The following is a 21,014-nucleotide window of genomic DNA, read 5'->3' as shown; positions in this document are numbered from 1 at the left end:
TGAGGAGGCGTATTCTACACTCTCCAGTGTCGGCGTCAAGCGCTTATTTTAAGAAGTTTTTCAAGCGATGATTCTTTATACACTCTCGTGTTAACAACCATCTAATTGAGCTTCTAAAGCGATTGTCACCTGGTTCAAATCTCTTTCGATTTTCGAACCTCTAACACTGCTGCAAGTCCCGCTCTATCTAGCATTAAAGCTGGGTAGTTGGCCTGCTGTGCCGTGTCAGTGGATGCGCATTATAGGGAGTTCTGATCTGAGCGCAAGCGCTTTTTGAAAGAAAAACGAAGTTTTTTCAAAAAGATATTATAAACACACCATACGCACTACATACCCCCAGAGTTACCCACAAATATCGACTTAGAGCTTACTATTTGTGCGCCGGGATAATGAGTCTAGTACAGTATTTTTGAGTTGCACGAACAATTTCAAACTAATTTGATATTTTCACTATCTGATGATAGCTAAACCGTAGATATCTCTATAGCCTAGAACTTTAACCTAGCTAACCAATAAAGCAGTTCAGCTATATAAGGAGAGATATCGTTGCTAGCATCAATTGCAAAATTCATCACTATAATAGCTACGACAGTCAGTAACGCAGTCTTTCATTTGATCTTACTGACACTCTCCAAGCTGGCTCGGCTCAATTTCTGCAATATCAATTTAGATGATAGCTATATATGTCATCACACTTTATATGCGTAACACTCTCTGGTTGACTCCTTTCTTTATCCAAACCGAATAATCTCATTTTTGCCTTATCTTATATAGTTAGCATTAAGGCTCTAACGAGTTAGATTCAGCTAGTTTTAAGGCTTTAGAATTGAAACCGACATTCAAAATACATTTCTTACTTATAAGGTGATCCCTTTAACAATGCGGCGATCGTTAGCTTCACCCATTTGTTAAGACATGTTTGAATAAAGCCAACATCATTTCTTTTTGCCAAAGGTATTATCATGCACAATAACGTTAAAGCATTACTCGCGACCACATTGTTATTTTTCAGTAGCCAAAGCATGGCAAATAGCGGCTGCGGATTTGAAGATAAACAAGATGGCTTTCTAGCAACTTGCAGTGAGGAGAAACAAGAAGTGATTTTAACTGGTGCAGTAACACATCAAGAGCTTAATGAATTTGATTGGTTTAACGACGAATACACAAACTATAAAGCTGATGCGGCGATTATCGCGAAACTACAAAAAGTCGATAAGCCAACGCAAGTAACCGTTATCATTGGTACATGGTGCCCAGACTGCCATCGTGAAACGCCAAGATTTATCCGTCTTATTAAAGAGATCAATAACCCGAATATAAAGGTAACTTATATCGGCGTTGACAGAGAAAAACAAGATCCACAAGGTTTAGCTGCTAACTACGAGTTCGCTCGCATCCCTACTTTTATTGTCGAACAAGATAATAAAGAGGTTGGACGTATTGTAGAAAGACCTGAAGTATCACTAGAAGCTGATTTGGCAAAGATCATTAACTAGTTGCAATAGCTATATAAATAGAAAAGGCACTCAATTGAGTGCCTTTTTAGTCGGGTCATTAAACCCTATCAATAAATCGCTTAGAAGCTTTGGCTAAATGAAACCCAGTAGCTGCGACCCATAATGTCATATAAGCTTGAGCTGTAATCACCATTTTGCTCAAATGCTGGTTCTTCATCTGTTAGGTTGTTAACACCAACACTGATAGAGTTGTTCCAAGGCATCATGTACGAGTATGTAATTGTGTGATAAATCAACGAGTCAATTTCATACTTTGAACCATCATCATTGATGTCATACGTTGATTGACCATCAATGTAATCAGCTTTATAGAATAGGCTATGGTCATCGGCAAAAATGTAATTAGTGCTAAAGCTTACGCGATCATCAGGTGTTCCTGATGAACCTGCCCAGTTACGAGATACCACTAGTTCACCACCAACAGGAGCACTATCGGTATACTTAATATAGTGAGACCAAGCTAAACCTAGTTTAAACTCACCCACTCCAGTTTCGAATGTTGCAGCAATATTGGTATCAATACCTTCACGCTCAGCAGTACCGAAGTTTTGCAGAACGTTTTCCATCTCAGTTAACTTGCCTGAACTGTTCTGAGAAATGCTCGTTCCAGGGTAAACGACAGAAATATCAGGACGTGCAACGCCCATTGCGTCAGCAGCTTCCCATAGTTTTGCTTGAGTATAGACAAGTTCATTATTACCAATCTGACCAATTAGGTTATCTGTTTCAAGTACCCAATAGTCAACAGTCATGTTGATGTTATCGGTGATATCCCAAACCATACCAAGATTATAACTTTCTGACTCTTCAGGGCCTAAGTTTTCGTTCTTATCAACATATACAGGAATACTATTTTCGATGGTACAACCATCCACTACACCAGTTTCCTCATAGCATTGCATGTAGTTAGTTATGTCATTCCAACCTTCGCTTGGTGTCTGATTTAACTGAGAAAGGCTTGGTGCTTTAAAACCTGTCCCCCACGACGCGCGAAGTAATAATGGTTCAAACAGGTTATATCGAACAGAAACCTGTGGATTAAACGTATCGCCGAAATCAGAATAATCATCATAACGAGCGGCTAAGTTTAACTCTAGATTATCAAGTAGAGGAATTGTCATTTCAGCAAATACGGCCTTAATATCACGCTCGCCTTCACCACCAGAACCACCACTTGCACCTTTAATAAGGCCAGCTTCAGATAATGCATCGACTTTAGAGTCTAATGACTCCTCACGATATGATGCACCGATGTACATTGCTGCTATACCTGAATCTAGCTCGAACAGATCAAAGCCAGCTCCACCGCTAAGTTCTGCATAAGAGGCCGTTTGACGCATATCAAAGTTTGCCATACCGCCACTTGGGGCGACAGAATTTGGATCTCGCGGATCCCAACCTACAAACGAATTAGTGTCATCATCCCAATGCCCAACAAGGTCTGTTGAAGCACCTTTTAACTCATAACCTGTACCCCAAACGAAGTTATCGTAACGGTTATAAGTCGCTGAAAAGTCCCAATCTACGTATTCAGTTGTACCTTCTAGGCCAATCAAGATGTCATACATGTTGTCATGGTTTTCGCGTACACGGTTACCCGCGGTATCATAACGATATAGCATGCGTGCATCTTCAGGTGTTGCAACTAAATCTAAACCTTCTGCAGTAGTATAGGCAGGCATAGCATCTGGGAAATAGATATAACCAGGTACAGGTGCTGATTGGTCGATAGTTTTATTCGCTGCCCAATAAGCACGTGCAGTAAGCTTAATATCATCTGTAATATCGTAGCCGTAGTTGATTAACGTATTCGTTCTTTCACGATCAACATCAAGCGCCGCAGCATTAGTATAGTTGTATGCACATGCAGTCTCACCTGCATACTTGCTGTCAGACAACGGGCCTACAAAATTGTCGCCATAAACATCTGCACAAGTACGATCTGTATTAGAAAATGGAGCTTGATAAGCCCAACCACCATTTGGTCCCATATCCAATGTACGACCCGTCTGACTTAAGCCAACCCAACTACGGAAGTCAGTTGGATCTTCGCCATCTCTAACGTGTGCATTAGTATAAGGGCGATCACTCATCAAGATTTTATCTTTCTTATAGTGTTCCATGGTAAATACAAGATTACCATTTTCAGAATTCAGACCACCGGTGAATGAGAAAGAGTGGTTTTCACCACCTTCAGCTTCAGTTTCTTCTGCACGCGCTTTAAATTCGATACCTTCGAAACTTTTCTTCAAGATAACGTTTACAACACCTGCTACCGCATCTGTACCATAAATAGCAGATGCACCATCAGATAGAATTTCAATACGCTCAATAGCAGAGGTTGGGATGGTGTTAATGTTTGCTGCTGCACCACCGAGAACTGGTGATTTAGCCATACGCTGGCCATCAAGTAGAACTAGGGTGTCACTCGCACTTGCACCTTTAAGCTGAATCGTTGCTTGTGAAGACCAGCTGTTGTTTGCCGTACCGCCATAAGAACCAAATGAGTTCAAAGTCGATGAGCGTAACGCATCACCAACAGTAGAGAAACCTGCTACAGCCATATCTTCTGCTGTAATCGTTGTTACAGGTGTTGCACCTTCCATATCAACGCGCTTTAGACGTGAACCTGTAACCTCAATGCGCTCTACACTATCTTCTTCTGCTTCTACTGCATATACAGGTGCAGAAAGGGCCACAACACCACCACACGCCAAGCTAATAAATTTAGCAACTTTATTAAATTTCATCTTCAATCTCCCAAGAATATAATTTTTATTAGCGCTATTGCTTAAAGAGGCGTATTCAAAACCAAACAAACCACAACAACAAAACAAAGCGGTAACATATGTATCACATACTTTATTTTGTATGCAATATATCATTTGAGCTGCAGCTTTGACTTTATTGTAATAAAGAGAGTATTTATTCAGCAGGAGGGGCTGCATACTCATTATCTAGATGAAATATATTGAGGGGGATAGTTAATAGGCCTCTAAATAAGCTGCGTGTAGACACATATTCAAAAAAGCTATTTCATAGATAATTATGACTAGCAGCCACGGCTTTAACTAAAAATGCAATATCTATAAAAAGTGTCTAAATATTTCTAAGCATAAAAAACACTTTTTTTAGTTATAAAACACTCAAGCATATGGGAAGGAGTCAACCTTTCAATGTTGACAATTAATGACTGGAAATAAAAAAGGCCGCATTTGCGGCCTTTTGTGTTTGCTACTGACTTCTAAATTAGAAATCGTAACGAACAGATGCTCTAACATAACGTGGAGTCTGGAAACTATCTGGGTAACCATAACGAAGGTTCTTCGCGCCACTGTCAAACTCGTATTGCTCATCAACTCCTTTAACACCATCGAAATTGAATAGGTTATATACATTCAACTTGAAGTTAAGGCGACCAGCTTCATTAAAGTCCATAGTGTATGACATGTTTAGATCAATGTTATATATCCAATCAGTGCGCCCCATGCTGCCGCGCGGTGCAGCTTCGCCGTCAGCATAAAAAGATGAAGCTCCGTACCAATCTCGACCATAACAGGTTCCATCGATTGCTACAGCCTGTACACAGTAGCCTTGATCTTCTGGATGTATTCCAAAAGCGTTAATTGGTCGACCTGACTGTAGGTATGAGTTAAAACCAACACTAAAATCATCAGTAACGTTATAAACACCATATAGTTTAAAGTTATGACGACGATCGTTTGGTAAGTATCCATCGCCGTTATCCATTAGTTCAGGATAATCGAATGACGTAGTCCAACCTGGATCGGCCTGCTCGTTATCCGAACGGACTAGACCTTCCGTATTACCTTCACTCTTAGACCAAGTATAAGAACCATTTAGTGTAAAGTCTTCTGTCACATTGCCACTGAAGTTCAGCTCAATTGCCTTATAGGTACGTTCAGCTTCCGGGAAACCCATCTGTTCAGCATTAACATTGACGGTTTCTTTAACTCCATCACCATCAACATCATAATAGATCTCTGTTCCTATTCCAGGATTCGTTAGCGTTGGGAACCAACCACCAACAAAGTAATCTTCAGCACTTGTTTCACCATTACCAGCATGCCATGTATTGGCATCATAATTATCTAAAATCCATTGGTTCATACCGTAGTTGAACGATACATCTTCAATCGATTGCTTAAGATCGCGATAAACACCACGAATACCAACAGCCCAATCATCACTCACCTGCTGCTGATAACCAATTGCAAATTCATCTGAATACATTGAGCCCGCTTCATTGTTAAACAGCTGATCAGCATCAGGTACTGATCCATCAGCAACAACTCGACGGCTAATTTCATCACCTAATATTGGAGAGCCATCAGCGTTTACACCATCAAGATGACTAACTATATGGGAATCATAAGCAGCTGACGCCATACGTAAATTAGTATTTGGTGATACTGGCTGGAAATAACGACCATAAGAAGCGTATAGCTTACTTGCACCGTCACCGAGTACATCCCAGGTTGCACCTAAACGCGGAGCAAACTGACCATCTAGGTCGACATACTTGTCACCTGAACCAGTAGTATTACTAAATTCGCTATAACGTACACCAGCATTAATAGTTACTGTATCTGTTACGGCCCAAGTATCAGAAACATATAGCGCGGTATGAACATTTTCTGTTTCACTATTCTTGCCCCAAATACGTAAATCAGCATATTCTGTGCCTTCAGCAAGGCCATAAGCATTATCAGGGCCAGCAGCAAAGTACTCGTACCAACCATCACCATGAGGTGTATAGATATCAGCAATTTCTAAACGTTCATAGTCATAGCCTGCTCGTAATGTATGATCGCCAATAACCCAATCTAAATCGATACGGTAAGTAATTCGCTTATCTTCTGTTTCTGAAGAACCATAGCCTACCCAGTCACCTAGTCGCTCCCAGGTTCCTGAACGCAGATCCCAATAAGTGGACTGATCTAAAGTACCTGAGTTATCTTTAGTCGATTGAGTGATCTCGCCATACATTGCAGATAAAGTGATATCATCTGTTAGATAACCGGTATAAAGCGCATTCCACCCAATTCCGCCATAAGTGGTTTCAGTTAGACCAATTTCATCACCACGACCACCATCTTCATCTCGATAGTACTGAGTACTTTCATAATCACCTTCATTACTAAAGGCCATTACACCAATTGAGTGATCTTCGTGAATAAACCAATCGACTTTAGTGAACCAACGGTTAGTTTTCCACTCGCTATCAGCAATCTCATTCTCACCATAGCCAGTGACATCTTCTTCAAACGGGTTCCAAAGACCGTAGAAGAATAATTTATCTTCTATCAATGCACCTGAAGCCCAGATGTTATATTCGGTCTCTTGCCAATAACCTTCCTTTGCCTCTTCGATCGTACCGTCATCTTTCATACGCAGCGTAGGCTCTGCTAATGAATCAGGCGCAATTTCAGCCTTACCACCAAATTTCCACTCATTATCACCAGACTTAGATACTAGGCTAACGACGCCCCCAATAAAACGTCCGTATTCCGCAGAAACACCGCCAGTTTGAACTTCTGTTTGTGCAATAGCTTCCCATGGAAGATCAATATCTCCCATACCTTTACGCAAATCAGTAATATTTAGTCCGTTTAAGTAATAGCCGTTTTCAGCAACTGATGAACCGCCAATAGCAACGCCACCAAAGCCATCATCACCAGCTACTGAGCCAGGGGTTAATAAGGCAATTGCAGTTGAATCTAGCTCAACAGGTAATTGGTTAAGCTCACTCATTGAAATAACTTGTGACGTTGTAGTGCTAGAGGTATCTACACGGCTAATTCTTGCGCCACTAACTGTAATACGCTCTACACCAGAATCTTCTAAATCGAGAGCGACATCGAAAGTCAATGCATTACCCATAGTAACTGCAATGTGTTGCTCACTGACTTGGTAATAACCATCTTTAGAGATCGTCACCGTATATTTACCAATTGGCAGTCCTTTAAGAGAGAAGCTACCGTTAGCACCAGTAGTCGTTTCTCTCACAATTCCTTTTGTCTCATGCTTGATGATCACTTTTGCATTACTGAGGTTAGAACCAGCTTCAGTAGTAATATGACCTTGCATCACACCTAAACCATCGGCAGCCATCGCTGCAGGTGCAGATAAAAATAGAACCGAACCGACGGCTAGAGCCGCCAGAGTCTTTTGAGGTCTATATCGCTTTAACGCGTTACTTCCAGACATAATTTATTCTCCCTTAAACATTCTCTGAGTAGCGCCTAGCCAAAAGTATTATTCGTGATTTTTTGTCAAAACAACCAAGCGCAACAAAATCGTAACATTAAACGAATACTTTATACAATGTACTTTATTCAAAAAAGCATTTGGCAAATAAGGGTTTTTAAGGTTTTACGAAGCATAAAACCTAGACAACACAACGAGAAGTCAGTGTAATTGTTAATAAAATTAACAATCGCGCCGCGTGAGACTTATTAATGAAAAATATCCAATAAATCACATTGAGTTAGCCCAAATGTGGGGGGCTCCCTTTTCGTATCTATAAAGTCGACATGAGTACTCAAGAAGCTGACTTATTCATTCAGTTGTTAGATTAGGCTGAACTCGCTTTATTCAAGCCCTATAGAGATAGGAGAGTAACTTAGAAAAGATGAACTACGCTTGGACATGAAGCGTTAGCGTTAACCTAAACTGAATACATTCAAGGTATTCTATATACCAATCAGTATAAAGATTTGGTCGCTCAGCGAGAGTTTAGCGGTTCTGATGCAAGACAACGAGTGAAGAGCATAGTTTTTCTACGGTTTAGCTCGTTAACACAGCGGCTGAGTCGCTAAAACTCGCCATTCTGGAGCGTTTTTGGCTACCTACTTCAGCGTTGAACAGCTTTACAAGGGAATAGCCATTCTTACAGCTATTCGCCTTGAATTAGTTTGCCAAAAGCCCCTCTGAGTAGATCAACTTCTTATACTGATTGGTATTAGAGTCTATTGCAGACAGGGTCATAGGGTGATTATCACTATTGGACAGCCAGTCTATAGCTAAGGGCGAAACGCCGAATGCAATTAGAATAAGGGAGCTAAGCTTTACGACTTAATTTCTGAGAAGGGTAAACAAGCGGTGGGAGCAAAAAATCAATCTAAACTTTATAGGCTAACACCTGCAAAACCCCTTCACGTAAGGCGCCGCCAGAAAGGTGCAGTTTTTGGATTTCTAACAATTCAAACAGCGCCAGAAGAATCGATACACCTGCCGCAAATGTTGGTGCTCTTTCATGATTCAAGCCATTAATTTCAATCATTGAAGAATCGGTTTGTGACAATATTTCTTGTTTCAGTGCTAATAAAATATCTAATGTGATTGCTGTCGACAGACCACGATGATTAAGAAGCTCAACAACAGATTGAACACTGCCCGATGCGCCAACAACACCATGCCAACCTAATGACTTAAGCTCTGACAGTTGCTCACCAAGCACAGCTTTGACCTTAGCTTTAGCGTCATCAAAATCTAATTGTTGGAATGGAAAGTTACAGAAAAATGAGTCATTAAAAGTAACACAGCCCATAAGCAAACTGGTCTTTAGCAATACTTTATTACCGTCGCCAACAATAAACTCGGTGCTAGCACCACCAATATCGATGACTAGACGACGCCCCTCGCCTTCAGTGGTCGCTACCATACCCTGATAGATAAGCTCAGCTTCTCGCATGCCAGAAATAATCTCGATGGGGTGGCCTAGAATGGGTAAGGCTCGCCGACAAAAGTCGTCGGAGTTAGAAATATTTCTCAATGTAGCCGTGGCAATCACAGCTACATTCTCAGCAGAAACGCCTTCTTTAAGGAGCATATCGGCAAACATGGTTAGGCAATCTAAACCACGCAATAACACCTCTTCACTCAGGGAGCCATCGACTTGGATCCCTTCGGCTAAGCGAACTTTACGCTTATACTTAGCAATAACTCTAGGTTGCTGGCCAACGTTTTTTGCAACCAGCATATTAAAACTATTTGAGCCTAGCGTAATGGCTGCATAAAGAGGTGCTGTCATTAAGTTTATCGCTTACGAATGTCTACGCGTTTTGTCATGACGTCGAGGTCCATTACGCTGACCACTCTGTGGACGCCCCGTGCTACGATCACGGCTATTACGCGTGTGGGAACTCGGCTTACGATGAATTCTCACTGGTGGTGGAATATCATCAAGCAGAGCATCGCTGTCGTAAGCCGTCACAGGAATTGAGTGCTGAATATAGGACTCGATAGCAGGCAAGTTCAATGCATATTCTTCACAAGCAAAGCTGACTGATACGCCTTTTTGACCTGCACGCCCCGTACGACCGATACGGTGCACATAGTCTTCACAATCATCTGGTAAGTCATAGTTATACACGTGTGACACATCAGCAATATGTAAACCACGCGCAGCAACGTCGGTAGCAACTAAGATATCAATCTCGCCTTTAGTGAACTGCTCAAGAATGCGTAAACGCTTCTTTTGCGGCACATCACCTGTTAGCAGGCCTGCGCGATGTCCGTCACCTTCAAGCCATGACCAGACTTTCTCACAACTGTGTTTGGTGTTAGAGAACACGATAGCTTTTTCTGGCCAGTCTTCTTCAAGCAGAGACAGTAACAGAGGCATCTTCTCCTCCATCGATGGATAGAAGATCTCCTCTTTAATATTCTTTGATGTTTTCTCGTTTGGCGCAATTTCGACTTTCTCTGGCTCGTTCATGTGGTCATATGCAAGTTCTTGCACTTTCATAGAAAGCGTTGCAGAAAACAACATGTTCAAACGTGATTTAGCGTCTGGCATACGTCTAAATAAGAAACGAATATCTTTAATAAAGCCAAGATCGAACATGCGATCCGCTTCATCAAGCACTACAGCCTGAATAGCACTAACGTTAATAACACCTTGGCGAACGTAATCGATAATACGACCCGTTGTACCAATTAAGATATCAACGCCTTTATCCAGCACTTTACGCTGAACTTCATAGCCTTCACCACCATAGACAATCCCGACTTTTAGACCGGTGTGCTTGGCAAGCAAGTTAGCATCTTTGGCAATCTGAATAGCCAATTCGCGGGTCGGCGCCATGATAATCGCACGAGGCTGATTGATTTGGCGCTCAGCTGGGATTGGCGTAGATAGCAAGTGGTTAAAAGTGGCCACTAGGAAGGCCAAAGTTTTACCTGTACCCGTTTGTGCCTGACCCGCTATATCTTTTTTTTCTAATAAAATCGGTAACGATAGAGCTTGGATTGGAGTGCAAAATTCGAATCCAGCTTCGTTAAGTGCTTGATGTACTTCTTTATGTAAAGGGAAGTCAGCAAACTTTTGTGTAGATAAATGTGTTTCGCTCATAGCGCAGGCTTACCTGTAAAAGGTTGCAATAAAAAACTCGATCGTTTGAAATAGCGATAGAATTTTATCACGGAAAATTGGTGCACACTCTGAGAAACGTTTAGCACGATATTTTAGCATCGGTGACGGAATCATTATTCCCTCTATTTTAGCTGATGCGATGAAATCTAAGCGTGTATATACCGTTCTCTTAGGACAATTTTAAACGCATCTAGGCGTTAAACGTCGTTGACGTAGGCTAACTATGCCTGTAAATCAGCGTCTTGTCTAAATCGTTTTTTGTACTAAAGAGTGCCGACATTAATATTTGCATAACTTTTAGCTTGAAAAGCTATTTTACCAACCCAATATACAGGTTAAGCCATTAACAAACCAGCAATGGCAACCAAACTGGAGAACAACATGAGCGACAAGATTGTATACCTAAGCGATGACAGCTTTGAAAAAGACGTAATTAACTCTGAACTGCCAGTTCTTGTTGATTTCTGGGCTGAGTGGTGTGGTCCATGTAAGATGATTGCCCCAATCTTAGATGACGTAGCTGAAGAGTACGAAGGTAAGATCACAATCGCTAAGCTTAATGTTGACCAAAACAACGTATCACCAGCTAAGTACGGCGTTCGCGGCATCCCAACGCTATTACTATTTAAAGCAGGCGAGCTTGCTGCCACTAAAGTCGGCGCACTATCAAAGACTCAACTAAAAGAGTTCATCGACGCCCAGCTTTAATCACCCAATTACCGTTTAATCGCAGATTCGACGGTATTAAGTGACTCCCGACACAGCTTCAATAAGAAAATGTGTCGGGTTTAACTAAACTTCTAGACGCCCTGCCCTGTTAGTGCTACTTTAATAACCAGAATCATTCTAATTAACCCACTTCTCGCTATCCGATCGATATTCATTAAGCTACAAAACCATTGATCGTAGATTGCATTGCCACGTACAAAACAAGACCCACCACGATGAATTTATCAGAATTAAAAGACACCTCGATTTCAGATTTAGTCCAGCTTGCTCAAGACATGAAGCTAGAAAATATGGCTCGTGCTCGTAAGCAAGACATTATTTTCTCTATCCTTAAGGCCCACGCTAAAAGCGGTGAAGATATTTTCGGTGGTGGCGTTTTAGAGATCTTACAAGACGGCTTCGGCTTCCTTCGTAGCTCTGATGGTTCATACTTAGCGGGCCCAGATGATATCTACGTATCACCTAGCCAAATTCGACGCTTTAACATGCGTACCGGTGACACGATTTTCGGTAAGATTCGTCCACCAAAAGAAGGCGAGCGTTACTTCGCCCTTCTAAAAGTAACCGAAGTTAACTTCGACAAGCCTGAGAATTCTCGCAACAAAATCCTCTTTGAAAACTTAACCCCTCTACATGCACAAGATCGTCTTCGCATGGAGCGTGGTAATGGTTCAACTGAAGATATTACTTCACGTATCCTAGATTTGTGTTCGCCAATCGGTAAAGGTCAACGTGGTCTTATCGTTGCCCCGCCAAAAGCGGGTAAAACGCTACTGCTACAGAACATGGCTCAAAGCATTACTCACAACAACCCTGAAGTGGTGTTGATGGTACTACTTATCGACGAACGTCCTGAAGAAGTAACCGAGATGCAACGTATGGTAAAAGGTGAAGTTATTGCTTCAACTTTCGACGAGCCAGCAAGCCGTCACGTACAAGTTGCCGAAATGGTAATCGAAAAGGCTAAACGCCTAGTAGAGCACAAGAAAGACGTCGTAATCTTGCTTGACTCTATCACGCGTCTTGCTCGTGCTTACAACACCGTTATTCCTTCATCTGGCAAGGTTCTAACAGGTGGTGTTGACGCTAATGCACTACACCGTCCAAAGCGTTTCTTCGGTGCTGCTCGTAACATCGAACATGGCGGTAGCTTAACCATTATCGCTACAGCGCTTGTTGATACAGGTTCTAAGATGGACGAAGTAATTTACGAAGAATTTAAAGGTACAGGTAACCAAGAGTTACACCTTTCTCGTAAAGCCGCTGAGAAGCGCGTGTTCCCTGCAATCGACTTCAACCGCTCTGGTACCCGTCGTGAAGAGAAGCTGACTACGCCGGACGAGCTACAGAAGATGTGGATCCTACGTAAGATCCTAAATCCTATGGATGAAGTTGCAGGTATGGAGTTCCTTATCGATAAATTGGCAATGACCAAGACTAACGATGAGTTCTTCACTGCGATGAAGCGCGCTAAGAGCTAATGAGCTTTTAATATATCGACCTAGAGTCGCTATAAACAGAAAACCGCATTCGTGCGGTTTTTTTGTATTTATTTTATAAGAATGCGACTTATGGCTAAGCAGTATTTTGCACTCAATCCATACGACGCTTCACTCGCTCAAGGCGGGCTTTACAACGCTGCCTGAGCATATCTCTGAGTAACAAGACTACAGGCGTCACATGCTCTCTGCCTGGACAGACTAAATACAGATCAGCCTCCTCGCCTTGGTAATCATTGAGTAAAGGCACTAAGCGTCCAGATTCGATATCGTCGGTCAAGTCTAACCAAGATTTAAACACAAGTCCTTGGCCTGCAACCGCCCAACGCCGAGCAATATCGGCATCATTACAAGTACGGTTTGCTGTCACTCTCACCTTATGTTGCTGCCCACTTCGATTAAAAACCCACTGATCATGAGTACGTTCATCCAACATGAAAAATAGGCAATTATGCTGTGGTAATTGATCTAAAGCACTCGGCTCACCAAATTGTCGAATATAGTCTGGCGAAGCGCACAGCACCCTGCGTGAGTTACAGATCTTAAAGGCCACCAGCGAAGAGTCTTTAGGCTTACCCGAACGCAGCGCCACATCTATCTTGTCATGATAAAAATCCGATAGATTATCGCCTATATGAAGACGCAGTTTCAGCTCAGGGTACTCGAGTAAAAAATCATCTAACCAAGGGAGTAGAACATTACGTCCAATATCTGAAGGCACCGCTAAACTCAGCAAGCCCGAAATACTCGCCTGACTGCTCTCTATCGCCCTTTGACCTAATTCAAGATCTGCCAACGCTTTGCGGCAATGAATAAGATAGCGCTCACCAGCATCGGTTAATCTTAAGCTGCGTGTGCTACGAATGAATAAGGTCGTACCTAACTCCTTTTCTAGCCGCTTAAGACCCGCACTCGCCACCGCAGATGAGATATCCAACTCGACAGCCGCCGCTGTTAGGCTGCCGCAGTCCGCCACCCTGATAAACAATTTTAGATCGTTAAGCTGCATTATCAATTTTCCATTTACAAAGGCTCATATATTTATATCAAATTGTAGATAATCAGCGGCTAAACGTCACCCACAAAAAAGCCTGCAGTAAGCAGGCTCTTTCAATAGCAACTCGAAATCAAAACGCGCTAGTTTAGACCAGTGTTACCGCCATCTTACGGCGCAGATACGCAATCTGCTGCATATGCGGCAAATCTTTAGGACAGTTGTCTTGGCAACCTAGCAGCGTCATACATCCAAATACGCCATCCTGATTACCTATCACATGATAAAAGTCTTCTAATTCACGACCATCACGACTATCGAGTTCGAAACGTGCCAGCTTCATCATACCCACAGCGCCGACGAATGTGTCTCGCATCTGCTTAGTCGCACAGGCCGATACACAAACACCACACTCGACGCAGCGCTCTAGCTCGTATAGCTTAGCCGCTTCGGCTGGATCCATAGGTGATTCTAGACGGTGAACATCGATATCATCGCTGATTGGGTGCAACCACAGCTTTAGACGTTCCGCAAGTTCACGCATAAACTTGCCCGTGTTAACCGATAGATCGCCTATCAACTCAAAACCAGGCAAAGGCATTAAGTTAATTTCCCCATTCGAGTACTTGGTAGTGAGTGTACGGCAAGCCAAAGTTGGGAAGCCATTGATAACCATCGCACAACTACCACAGATCCCTGCGCGGCATACGAAGTCAAACTGCAAAGAGGTATCTTGCTCCTCGCGTAAGCGATTCAATGCAATAAATACCGTCATACCAGGTGTTTCTTCCATCTGGTATTTCACCATCTTGGGTTTATCACCCGGCACTTGCGGATCATATCTAAAAATATTGAAAGTTAAGGTACGGCCCTTAGCCATTTCTTGACTCATTTAGCGATCTCTCCTGCGCTCGACTGTTCAAGCGTGTCACTTAAGCGTTCATTCTTTGGTTTTAGTGATTCAGGTACGTCAAACGGCATCAAAGCATGTTGCTGCTGATGTCTGTCTGCATCCGGACCTAATTGACTCAAGATCTCTGCGATCTCTTGTTGTCTTTTTTCTGTATCAGGGTGAGCAATCGCATTATCAATGCCATAGCCACGATAACCTGGCGGCAACTCCATCTTCATCACATCTAACTGCTCGTAGCTGAGTTCTGGAGTGAGTGCATTCTCATCTGGCCAACAAGAAAGGGTTCTGTTTAGCCAATCTTTGTCGTTACGTTGCGGGAAGTCTTCACGAGCGTGCGCACCGCGGCTCTCTGTACGCGCAGCAGCGCCTGCAGCAACGGTTAGTGCCACTTTAAGCATACGTTTAACACGCAGTGCTTCGACCAGCTCAGGATTCGCATGGCGCTTGTTACACTTAAGCCCGATAGCACGCGAACGTTTCAATAGCTCTTGAAGCTCAGCCACGGCTTTGTCTAACTCTGGACCATTGCGGAAAATGCCGACGTAATCCATCATGATCCGCTCCATCTCTTTGCGGATGGCAAATGGACTCTCAGTACCGTCGCCTTCGACTAGAGCATCTATTTCACTGCGCACCTTGCCGACAAATGATTCGACCAGACCGGTATCGATTTCTAAGGTATTTTGCTGACAGAAATCGGCTACATACTTACCAATAATCATGCCGCCAACAACAGTTTCAGCTAAGGAGTTACCACCTAAGCGGTTAAAGCCATGCATATCCCAGCAGGCGGCTTCACCCACACTAAATAGGCCTTTAAGCTGCGGACTCTGTCCGGTCTTATCGGTACGAATGCCGCCCATAGAATAGTGCTGAGTAGGTCTTACCGGGATCCAGTCTTTAGCCGGATCGATCCCTAAGAAGTTTTCACAGATCTCTTTCACTTCACGTAGGTTTGTTTCTACGTGTTTACGCCCAAGCAAGGTGATATCCAGCCACAGATGTGGACCATATGGACTATCGACCCCTTTACCCTTGCGCATATGTTCTGTCATACGGCGCGATACCACATCACGTGACGCCAGCTCTTTCTTCTCTGGCTCATAATCTGGCATAAAGCGATGACCATCTTTGTCACGCAGCAGACCACCGTCGCCACGACAACCTTCAGTCGTCAAAATACCTACAGGAACGATAGCCGTTGGATGGAACTGCACCGCTTCCATGTTACCTAGCTTGGCGACACCAGTTTCAAGTGCTAACGCTTGGCCGACACCTTCACAGATAATGGCGTTGGTAGAAACTTCATAGATACGGCCATAACCACCAGTGGCGATAGTCGTCGACTTCGCCACATAGGCATGCAGTTCGCCAGTAATTAAACAGCGTGCCACCACACCATGACAACGTTTACCATCATGAATAAGCGACAAAGCTTCCATACGTTCATGTACGGGAATGTCCATTGAAATCGCTTTATTGTCTACCGCGTACAATAACGAGTGTCCGGTGCCATCGGCGGTATAGCAAGTACGCCACTTTTTAGTACCACCAAAGTCACGGGCATTAATCAGGCCATGCGCTTCTTTGGCTTCTTCAATGGTGACCTTCTCGGCATTAACCACCACCTGGCGTGGACCAGCGGTTACACGCGTCCAAGGCACTCCCCAATTGGCCAGTTCACGCACCGCTTTCGGTGCACAATGGGCAAACATACGAGCCACGTCTTGATCGCAGCCCCAGTCAGACCCTTTTACCGTATCTTGGAAATGGACATCTTCGTCATCTCCCATACCTTTAACAGTATTGCCTAAACTTGCTTGCATGCCCCCCTGCGCAGCCGCTGAATGCGAGCGTTTAGCAGGGATTAATGATAATACAACAGTATCTAGCCCACGCTCTTTAGACGCGATAGCCACTCGTAATCCAGCAAGTCCGGCGCCGATCACTAACGAATCGGTATATATCAGTTTCACACGTGCTCCTTAACGTAGGGTGCAGAGTCAGTTTATGTTCTTTTTCTCATTCAGCAGTCTAGCCATTGGCATAGGGCAGGAACGCCAATAAGGACGCCAAGCCTATAACAATGAAAATCACGCTGATGATCGTCTTTATTTTTTTAAGTCTATTGCGGGTATTTAAATCTCTAGCCGCGCCCCACTTCACTGCGAGGCGGTATACACCAATCGCGGCATGAAGCTCGACACACAGTAGCAATGGCAGATACAGCAACCACACTCCCTGCTGCCAAATTCGCTCAGCGCTACCGTGAGGGCCAATCGTTTCAGGCGCTGCCCCTATCAACCATAAATGCACTGGCAGCAATAGCAGAATCACCACCCCAGTAGCCGCCTGCCATACCCATAATCTTGTATCACCGTGATTAACCAAAGTAAGTTGCTGCTTTAACGCCTTCTGTTGACGCAAGCTAAGTGGCAATTTATGGATAGCCACCAATACATGTACTAATACTATTGCGGCAATTAACAGGGCTATTATCGACACGACCCAAGGGTAGCCATGACCATCGGCGCTCAAGAAACTCAGCTCCATCGTCTTGGCAACCCAAGTCATGGCCTCTTCTCCCAACAGGATAGAGGAGACCAATATCAGGTGTGTCCATAAAAATATGGCCAATACTGCGCCAGAGATACTCTGGCTCAAATCTAACCATCCACTCCAATTACCGCGATCTGTTATTTTAGTCATTCGCTATCCTATCTTTGGTCAACATCCAACTTGTAACTATTTGGTTACAATGTCGCCCAGTAACAGGTATTTAACTGTGAGATAGATCAACAAATCTGCGATTAGTTTAGTGAATATTAATTAAGTACTTTCGCTTGCAATGCTTATACTCAGACCAAGGCTTAAGTTGGTCGATACGCCTCAACAGGCAGACTTAGCTCACTACCAATCAAAATATAAGAGCCAAGACTCAGTAGGCCGATAACGATCAGATAGATGATCAATACCTTGGCAAGTTTACGCAAACCAGTACGTTTTTCGGTGAATCCCCATTTAACGGCGACACGATATAGGCCTATCATGGCGTGGATTACCACGGCAGGTAGTAATAGGGCGTACAACAACCAAGCGTTTTGATGGTAAACACGCTCAGCCGATAGATTAGGACCAATTTCAGGGTTGGCGATCATGGTAAACAAGTGAACTGGCACTAAGAAAAACAGTACAAAGCCGGTGACCAACTGCCAAAACCAAGCATGACTGTCTTTGTGGTTGATAACCGTCATATGACGCCTTAAGGCACGCCATTGTCCAAGTTGTGCAGGGAAACGGCGTAGAGCAACTGCCGCATGTAGCATCACAACCGCTAACATAAACACCGAAAAGACCTTAGTCACAATCGGGAAGCCATGCCCAGTAGAGCTAAACATACCGCCCTCTAAAAATTGCACGACCGTATAAAACGCATCTTTGCCAAGTAAAATACTCGATTCGAAGTGGAGGTGAGCCAATAAGAAGCAGCCCATCATCACTCCTGTAATGCTTTGTATTTTATCTGCTTTTGCCGATGCAGGGTGTCCAGTACCGTTTACGTAGGATGCTAACATTATTCTTGTCTTGTTTATCTTATGCCTAATAGTGGGATTTACACTCTAACAAGAACTTTGTCAGCAAAATGATACGGGGATTTTTTTCGTGAAGGAGCTCACTCTTTTTCACTCAGCTATTGGAGCAAGATCACAAATAGTGGGTATGCAGAAGAACAGTGGTAATACCACTTAACCAATATAATTCAACATCTTGCCAAGACAATTCAAACAGAACAATCGTAGAAACAAAGGACAACTAACTAAGGTAAAAGCGACAATATTCATCTACCTACTGAATATTAATTCGTTGATTTCAGATCTAACGTTCACACTCAAACCTGCCATGGTTTACAATAGCCCCATATATCTAGATAACGAGAATTCTCATGCCTTGGATCCAACTTAGAATTGACACCGACGGTCCTAATGCTGACGCGATTAGCGATCAACTAATGGAAGAAGGGTCACTCTCTATTACCTTCGAAGATGGTAAAGACAACCCAATTTACGAACCAACGTTGGGCGAAACCCCATTGTGGAGCCACACAGTGATCGTCGCACTGTTTGAAGCCAACTTCGATCTTATGCCTGTAGTCGAGCGCTTAAAGCTGATGCCATGTCTTGGCGATAACTTCAGCCACAAGATTGAACAAGTTGAAGATAAAGACTGGGAGCGTGAATGGATGGATAACTTCCACCCAATTCAATTCGGTGATCGCCTATGGATCTGCCCAAGCTGGCGTGAAATCCCAGATCCTACCGCAGTGAACGTTATCTTAGATCCAGGTCTGGCCTTCGGTACTGGTACCCACCCAACTACTGCGCTTTGTTTAGAGTGGTTAGATGGCCTAGATTACAGCAATAAAGATGTGATCGACTTTGGCTGTGGCTCAGGCATTCTAGCCGTAGCAGCACTTAAGCTTGGCGCAGAACGCGTAACGGGTATCGATATCGACTACCAAGCGATTGAAGCCTCAAAAGCCAATGCTGAGCGTAACGGTGTTGAAGATAAGCTAGCGCTATATCTTCCCGAAGATCAGCCAGCAGATCTACTAGCAGACATTCTAGTGGCAAACATTCTTGCTGGTCCATTGCGCGAACTTGCCCCGCTAATTGCAGAAAAAGTAAAACCAGGTGGACTATTAGCACTTTCTGGTCTGCTGCAAGAGCAAGCCGAAGAAATTTCTGCCTTTTACAGTCAATGGTTCGATATGGACGAGCCCGCTCACAAAGACGATTGGAGCCGCTTGACAGGTATACGCAAATAGCAGTAACCCGCGGCGCTTTCAGCGCCGCGACTGACTTCTCGCTAGGCAAAAGTCAAGCAAAAAAGTTGCCCTCAGGTCATTTATTGACCTTTTCACAGGCTTGAAAAAGGCGTACTATAGCGCCCCTTTGACGAGCAAGGTGTTTTGATAAATGCAGATTGGACCCTATCGCCTGAAAAATCAGTTGATCGTGGCACCAATGGCAGGTGTCACTGACCAACCCTTTAGAAATCTCTGCTTACGTTATGGCGCAGCCTTAGCCGTGTCAGAGATGCTTTCATCCAATCCTGAAGTTTGGGATACCGATAAAAGCCGCTTGCGTATGACACACGCAGGTGAAGACGGAATACGTTCGGTTCAGATTGCCGGAGCAGACCCTGAGTTAATGGCCAATGCCGCTGTTGTCAACGTACAACAAGGTGCACAAATCATTGACATCAATATGGGCTGTCCAGCGAAAAAAGTGAATAAGAAGCTCGCAGGATCGGCTTTGTTGCAAGACCCAGTTCAAGTAGAAGCAATTCTACGTGCCGTGGTAGCAGCAGTTGATGTGCCTGTGACGCTAAAAATTCGAACGGGATGGGCTCCAGAGCACAGGAATGGTGTTCATATCGCCCAGATCGCAGAAGATTGCGGTATTGCCTCATTGGCCGTTCACGGTCGAACTAGGCAGTGCATGTACAAAGGCAATGCCGAGTACGACACAATTAAAGCGATTAAAAAACAGATCTCGATACCCGTTGTCGCGAATGGAGACATTTTAACCCCAGAGAAAGCACGTTTTGTGCTGGATTATACTGGTGTGGATGCCCTGATGATTGGACGAGGAGCTCAAGGACGACCTTGGATATTTAGGGAAATCCAACATTACCTGGATACAGGTAATAAGCTAGCGCCCGTAGAGATGGATGAAAAGCGTCAAGTTATGCTTGAACACCTGAAACTACTGTACAACTTGTATGGTGATTATAAGGGCATCCGCTTCGCAAGAAAGCATGTTGGCTGGTACTTAGACCAAGAAAATCAACGGCCCTTTAGAGCCGAGTTTAATCGACTCGAGACCGTTGAAGAACAATGTTCCATGGTGGAACGCTATTTTGATGAATTTGTTGCATATTAATAAAGAGCAGAATACGA

Annotated in this window: 14 protein-coding genes; 5 read left to right on the top strand and 9 right to left on the bottom strand. The window is 43.6% G+C overall.

Annotation, left to right across the window (positions count from 1 at the left end; all coding sequences use genetic code 11):
• Nucleotides 1-962: 962 nt before the first annotated feature.
• On the top strand, nt 963-1,496 hold the full coding sequence (locus Q1A86_RS19395; RefSeq protein ID WP_299810513.1) for a thioredoxin family protein: 534 nt from the start codon (nt 963-965) through the stop codon (nt 1,494-1,496).
• Between the two features lie 80 nt (nt 1,497-1,576).
• On the opposite strand, the gene Q1A86_RS19390 is transcribed toward Q1A86_RS19395, so the two are convergent.
• The 4 genes from Q1A86_RS19390 to rhlB form a co-directional block, all read right to left on the bottom strand.
• Nucleotides 1,577-4,267: a TonB-dependent receptor gene (locus Q1A86_RS19390; RefSeq protein WP_299810507.1), complete on the bottom strand. Its 2,691-nt coding sequence runs from the start codon at nt 4,265-4,267 to the stop codon at nt 1,577-1,579.
• A 499-nt stretch (nt 4,268-4,766) separates the two neighbouring features.
• A complete protein-coding gene (locus Q1A86_RS19385) occupies nt 4,767-7,748 on the bottom strand; it encodes a TonB-dependent receptor (RefSeq protein WP_299810504.1) in 2,982 nt (993 codons plus the stop codon).
• A 913-nt stretch (nt 7,749-8,661) separates the two neighbouring features.
• Nucleotides 8,662-9,573 (bottom strand): exopolyphosphatase, encoded by a 912-nt coding sequence (locus Q1A86_RS19380; protein ID WP_299810501.1) that lies wholly within the window; start codon nt 9,571-9,573, stop codon nt 8,662-8,664.
• 12 nt (nt 9,574-9,585) lie between these two features.
• Complete coding sequence (rhlB, locus tag Q1A86_RS19375) at nt 9,586-10,896, bottom strand: ATP-dependent RNA helicase RhlB (RefSeq protein ID WP_299810498.1); 1,311 nt, start codon at nt 10,894-10,896, stop codon at nt 9,586-9,588.
• Nucleotides 10,897-11,298: 402 nt separating this feature from the next.
• On the opposite strand from rhlB, the gene trxA reads away from it, so the two are divergent.
• Both trxA and rho read left to right on the top strand, forming a co-directional pair.
• Nucleotides 11,299-11,625, top strand: a complete 327-nt coding sequence (gene trxA, locus Q1A86_RS19370) for a thioredoxin TrxA (protein WP_299810495.1) — start codon at nt 11,299-11,301, stop codon at nt 11,623-11,625.
• A 236-nt stretch (nt 11,626-11,861) separates the two neighbouring features.
• Nucleotides 11,862-13,127, top strand: a complete 1,266-nt coding sequence (gene rho, locus Q1A86_RS19365; protein ID WP_299810493.1) for a transcription termination factor Rho — start codon at nt 11,862-11,864, stop codon at nt 13,125-13,127.
• Nucleotides 13,128-13,239: 112 nt separating this feature from the next.
• Here the strand turns inward: rho and Q1A86_RS19360 are convergent, their stop codons facing one another.
• The 5 genes from Q1A86_RS19360 to Q1A86_RS19340 all read right to left on the bottom strand — a co-directional run bounded on the left by Q1A86_RS19360 (nt 13,240) and on the right by Q1A86_RS19340 (nt 18,645).
• Complete coding sequence (locus Q1A86_RS19360) at nt 13,240-14,154, bottom strand: LysR family transcriptional regulator (RefSeq protein WP_299810490.1); 915 nt, start codon at nt 14,152-14,154, stop codon at nt 13,240-13,242.
• Nucleotides 14,155-14,287: 133 nt separating this feature from the next.
• On the bottom strand, nt 14,288-15,019 hold the full coding sequence (locus Q1A86_RS19355; RefSeq protein ID WP_299810519.1) for a fumarate reductase iron-sulfur subunit: 732 nt from the start codon (nt 15,017-15,019) through the stop codon (nt 14,288-14,290).
• A gap of 8 nt (nt 15,020-15,027) precedes the next feature.
• Nucleotides 15,028-17,028: a fumarate reductase flavoprotein subunit gene (locus Q1A86_RS19350; RefSeq protein WP_299810487.1), complete on the bottom strand. Its 2,001-nt coding sequence runs from the start codon at nt 17,026-17,028 to the stop codon at nt 15,028-15,030.
• Nucleotides 17,029-17,086: 58 nt separating this feature from the next.
• Nucleotides 17,087-17,761: a fumarate reductase cytochrome b subunit gene (locus Q1A86_RS19345; RefSeq protein WP_299810484.1), complete on the bottom strand. Its 675-nt coding sequence runs from the start codon at nt 17,759-17,761 to the stop codon at nt 17,087-17,089.
• Between the two features lie 161 nt (nt 17,762-17,922).
• Nucleotides 17,923-18,645 (bottom strand): fumarate reductase cytochrome b subunit, encoded by a 723-nt coding sequence (locus tag Q1A86_RS19340; RefSeq protein ID WP_299810516.1) that lies wholly within the window; start codon nt 18,643-18,645, stop codon nt 17,923-17,925.
• 350 nt (nt 18,646-18,995) lie between these two features.
• Here Q1A86_RS19340 and prmA point away from each other — a divergent pair, with 350 nt between their 5' ends.
• The gene (prmA, locus tag Q1A86_RS19335; protein WP_299810481.1) at nt 18,996-19,877 is read left to right on the top strand and encodes a 50S ribosomal protein L11 methyltransferase; all 882 of its coding nucleotides are present in this window, start codon (nt 18,996-18,998) and stop codon (nt 19,875-19,877) included.
• Between the two features lie 151 nt (nt 19,878-20,028).
• Complete coding sequence (gene dusB, locus Q1A86_RS19330) at nt 20,029-20,997, top strand: tRNA dihydrouridine synthase DusB (RefSeq protein ID WP_220765554.1); 969 nt, start codon at nt 20,029-20,031, stop codon at nt 20,995-20,997.
• The last annotated feature ends 17 nt before the right edge of the window (nt 20,998-21,014 follow it).

The sequence above is a fragment of the uncultured Shewanella sp. genome, from assembly GCF_947497935.1.
In the GTDB taxonomy this organism is placed as follows: Bacteria; Pseudomonadota; Gammaproteobacteria; order Enterobacterales; family Shewanellaceae; genus Shewanella.
This window is presented reverse-complemented; position numbering and strand designations above follow the sequence as displayed.

What these genes read in the sequence shown, in the direction of transcription:
- Q1A86_RS19395 (WP_299810513.1), top strand. Translation starts at nt 963, where the DNA reads ATGCACAATAACGTTAAAGCATTACTCGCGACCACATTGTTATTTTTC.
- Q1A86_RS19390 (WP_299810507.1), bottom strand. Translation starts at nt 4,267, where the DNA reads ATGAAATTTAATAAAGTTGCTAAATTTATTAGCTTGGCGTGTGGTGGT.
- Q1A86_RS19385 (WP_299810504.1), bottom strand. Translation starts at nt 7,748, where the DNA reads ATGTCTGGAAGTAACGCGTTAAAGCGATATAGACCTCAAAAGACTCTG.
- Q1A86_RS19380 (WP_299810501.1), bottom strand. Translation starts at nt 9,573, where the DNA reads ATGACAGCACCTCTTTATGCAGCCATTACGCTAGGCTCAAATAGTTTT.
- rhlB (WP_299810498.1), bottom strand. Translation starts at nt 10,896, where the DNA reads ATGAGCGAAACACATTTATCTACACAAAAGTTTGCTGACTTCCCTTTA.
- trxA (WP_299810495.1), top strand. Translation starts at nt 11,299, where the DNA reads ATGAGCGACAAGATTGTATACCTAAGCGATGACAGCTTTGAAAAAGAC.
- rho (WP_299810493.1), top strand. Translation starts at nt 11,862, where the DNA reads ATGAATTTATCAGAATTAAAAGACACCTCGATTTCAGATTTAGTCCAG.
- Q1A86_RS19360 (WP_299810490.1), bottom strand. Translation starts at nt 14,154, where the DNA reads ATGCAGCTTAACGATCTAAAATTGTTTATCAGGGTGGCGGACTGCGGC.
- Q1A86_RS19355 (WP_299810519.1), bottom strand. Translation starts at nt 15,019, where the DNA reads ATGGCTAAGGGCCGTACCTTAACTTTCAATATTTTTAGATATGATCCG.
- Q1A86_RS19345 (WP_299810484.1), bottom strand. Translation starts at nt 17,761, where the DNA reads ATGACTAAAATAACAGATCGCGGTAATTGGAGTGGATGGTTAGATTTG.
- prmA (WP_299810481.1), top strand. Translation starts at nt 18,996, where the DNA reads ATGCCTTGGATCCAACTTAGAATTGACACCGACGGTCCTAATGCTGAC.
- dusB (WP_220765554.1), top strand. Translation starts at nt 20,029, where the DNA reads ATGCAGATTGGACCCTATCGCCTGAAAAATCAGTTGATCGTGGCACCA.